We start from the raw sequence: 3,887 nt of genomic DNA, 5'->3' as shown, positions 1-3,887 counted from the left end.
CGGGCGGCACGGGCCGCCTCGGCGGCGTCGCCGTCGGGGCCGGCCTTCACCCCGAGCCGGGCGACGACGGCGTCGGGATCCCCGTCCGCGATCCCGGGCCGGTCGACGGGCAGGGCCCGCTCGATACCGGCGACCTGGCTGTAGTAGCGCCAGCGCTCGTCGGCATCGGCCTGCGCCAGCTTCTCCAGTTCGGCGGCGCGCTCCGGGTCGGAGCGTTTGAGCATCGCGAAACGCGCCTCCTTCGACATGAAGTCGGCGATGCGTCCGGAGGGGGCCTTCGAGTCGAGGTGCAGGGGCGCCGCGTGCTCGTCCTCGCTCGGGCGGAACCGGTACAGCGGCCAGTAGCCGGTGGCGACGGCCTCGGCCTGGTGAGTCATGGACGTGGCCATGTCGATGCCGTGGGCGATGCAGGTGGAGTAGGCGACGACCAGGCTCGGCCCGGGCCACGCCTGGGCCTCGAGCAGGGCGCGCACCGTCTGCTGCTGGTTGGCGCCCATGGAGACCTGAGCGACGAAGACATCGCCGTACGCCTGGGCGATCAGGCCCAGATCCTTCTTGGCGCCGCCCTTGCCCTTCGCCGCGAACTTGGCCGCGGCCCCGCGCGGGGTGGCCTTCGAGGCTTGGCCGCCGGTGTTGGAGTAGACCTCGGTGTCGAGCACCAGGATGTTGACGTTGCGGCCGCTGGCGAGCACGTGGTCGAGGCCGCCGTAGCCGATGTCGTAGGCCCACCCGTCGCCGCCGATGATCCACACGGACTTCTCGACGAGCTCGTCGGCCAGGGAGGCCAGGCGCACGGCGCACGGCTCGCCACGGCCCTCGAGGGCCTCCTTCAACCGGGCGACGCGCCCGCGCTGCTCGATGACGCCCTGCTCCTCGGTCATGTCGGCCCCGAGCAGGCCCTCGACCAGCCCGGCGTCGAGCCCGGGGAGCTCGGCGAGAAGGCGCTTCGCCTCGTTGTTCTGCTGCTCCCAGGCCAGGCGCATGCCCAGGCCGAACTCGGCGTTGTCCTCGAACAGCGAATTGCTCCAGGCCGGGCCGCGGCCGTGCGGGTCCTTCGCGTACGGGGCGGTCGGCAGGTTGCCGCCGTAGATGGACGAGCAACCGGTGGCGTTGGCCACGAGCATGCGGTCGCCGAACAGCTGGGTGAGCGTGCGGATGTAGGGGGTCTCGCCGCAGCCGGAGCAGGCCAGTGAGAACTCGAACAGCGGCTGCAGCTGGGCGACCCCCTTGACCTGGTCGTGGCGCACCTTGGTGCGGTCGATCTCGGGCAGGCCCAGGAAGTACTCGTAGTTGGTGCGCTCGGTCTCGAGGTGCTCGCGGCGCGGCTCCATGTTGACGGCCTTGCGGCCGGGCTCGGTCCTGGACTTGACCGGGCAGACGTCCACGCAGATGGAGCACCCGGTGCAGTCGTCGGGGGCCACCTGGACGACGAGCCTGTGATCGGCGAGCCTGCGGTCGCGGTAGCTCTTCGACTTGAAGCCCTCGGGCGCGTCCTCGAACTCGCCGTCAGGGGCGACCTTGATGCGGATCGCGGCGTGCGGACAGGCGATGGCGCACTTTCCGCAGTCGATGCACAGGGACTCGTCCCAGATCGGGATCTCCTCGGCGATGCCGCGCTTCTCGTACCGGCTGGTGGCGATCGGCCAGGTGCCGTCCACCGGCAGCAGGCTGACCGGCAGGGAGTCTCCGTCACCGCGCAGCATGGCGCCCGTGACGCGTCTGACGAAGTCGGGGGCCTCATCCGGAAGCGGCCTCATCCGGGCCAGGCCGGAGAAGTCCGCGCCGGGCCCGATGCGGATCATCTGGTCGACGGCCGCGTCGACGGCCCTGAAATTGCGCTCGACGATGATGCGTCCGCGCTTCTTCAGATAGGTCTTCTCGATGCTCTCCTTGATCATGCCGATCGCATCGGCCCGGTCCACGACGCCCGACAGGTAGAAGTAGCAGGGCTGCATGACCGTGTTGATGCGCTGGCCCAGGCCCGCCTCGCGGGCGACCCGGGTCGCGTCGATGACCCACAGATCCAGATCGCGCCCGACGATGATGCGCTGGATGTCCTCGGGCAGCCGGTCCCAGGTGCCGGTGCCGTACGGGGAGTTGATGAGCACCGTCGCACCCGGCTTGGCCAGGTCGAGAGTCGGCATCTTCTCGAGCAGCTCGAACTGGTGCACGGCGACGAAGTCGGCCTCGTCGATGAGGTACGGGGCGTCGATGGGCCTGTCGCCGAAGCGCAGATGGCTGATCGTCGTGGCGCCCGACTTGCGGGAGTCGTAGACGAAGTAGCCCTGGGCGTAGCGGCCCGGCTCGGAGGCGATGATCTTCACCGAGTTCTTGGCCGCGCCGACGGTGCCATCGGCGCCGAGACCGTAGAAGACGGCGGTCAGGCCGCCGGGCGCGATCGTGAAGCCCCTGTCGACCGGCAGCGACAGATGCGTCACGTCGTCGTCGATGCCGACGGTGAAGCGGCGGTGCGGGGCCGGACCGGCGAGGTCGTCGAAGACGGCCTTGGCCATGGCCGGGGTGAACTCCTTGGAGCCCAGGCCGTAGCGCCCGCCGGTGACCCGCGGCAGACCATCGGTGAAGTGCTCGCCGGCCTCGGCGACGGCCATGACGACATCGGCGAACAGCGGTTCGCCGGCGCTGCCGGGCTCCTTGGTGCGGTCGAGGACCGCGATGCGGCGCACGCTCGCGGGCAGGGCCTCGATGAGGGCCTCGGCCGGGAACGGACGATACAGGCGGACCTGGGCGACACCGAGCCCGGCACCGCCCGCGTTGAGCGCCTCGACGGTCTCGCGGACGGCGGCGCCGCCCGAGCCCATGATGACGACGACGTCCCGGGCGTCGGGCGCGCCGAAGTAGTCGACCAAGTGGTACTGGCGCCCGCAGCGGACGGCGAGCTCGTCCATGACCTCCTGGACCACGCCGGGCGCGACCTCGTAGAAGGGGTTGACCGCCTCGCGGGCCTGGAAGTAGACGTCGGCGTTCTGCGCCGTGCCGCGCAGCCTCGGGGCGTCGGGAGTCAGGCCGCGCTCGCGGTGGGCCAGGACGTCCTCCTCGCGCACCAGCGAGGCGAGGTCCTCCCCGCCCAGGACGTCGAGGGTGTTGACCTCGTGGCTGGTGCGGAAACCGTCGAAGAAGTGCAGGAAGGGCACGCGGGTGCGCAGCGTCGCGGCGTGCGACACGGCGGCGAAATCATGGGCCTCCTGCACACTCGAGGCGCACAGCATGGCCCAGCCGGTCTGGCGGCAGGCCATGACGTCGGAGTGGTCGCCGAAGATCGACAGCGCGTGCGTGGCCACCGCGCGGGCGGCCACGTGGATGACGGCCGGGGTCAGCTCGCCGGCGATCTTGTACATGTTCGGGATCATGAGCAACAGCCCCTGGGAGGCCGTGAAGGTGGTGCCCATGACGCCCTTGGTGGCCGCGCCGTGCAACGCGCCGGCCGCCCCGCCCTCGGACTGCATCTCGACGACCTCGGGGACGCCGCCCCAGATGTTCGTGCGGCCGGCGGCGCTCCAGGCGTCGCAGCTCTCGGCCATGGCCGAACTCGGGGTGATCGGGTAGATGGCGATGACCTCGCTCATCGCGTGGGCGACGCGGGCGGCCGCCTCGTTGCCGTCCATGGTCTCGCGACAGCTCTGCGGCAGGGGCGCGCCGGAGGCGCCGGCCCCGCCGGGCGTCGTCTGATCAGCGGTCGTCGCCTTGCCGGCGCCGGGACGGACAGTCGTGGTCATCGGAACTCCTCATGGAACTGACCCCAGAATTCCACAGGTCCCAAATCGGTCCGTAATCCTTCACGGGCTGCCCGAGATGGTCTCACACCGAGCACCGCCGGGCCGTGATGCGCCCCGGGCGCCGGGGCGGCCGGCGCCGGGCCGATCGGCCCG

1 protein-coding gene is annotated in these 3,887 nt (G+C 71.1%); it reads right to left on the bottom strand.

Annotated features, from left to right (window positions below; all coding sequences use genetic code 11):
• Positions 1-3,734 (bottom strand): pyruvate:ferredoxin (flavodoxin) oxidoreductase (nifJ, locus tag R2N01_RS11165; protein WP_316671209.1); only part of this gene is annotated, 3,734 nt, incomplete at its 3' end.
• Between the last annotated feature and the right edge of the window lie 153 nt (positions 3,735-3,887).

This window comes from uncultured Propionibacterium sp. (assembly GCF_963539965.1).
Classification (GTDB): domain Bacteria; phylum Actinomycetota; class Actinomycetes; order Propionibacteriales; family Propionibacteriaceae; genus Propionibacterium.
The sequence above is the reverse complement of the archived record's forward strand: the minus strand, read 5'-3'. Positions and strand labels throughout refer to the sequence as shown.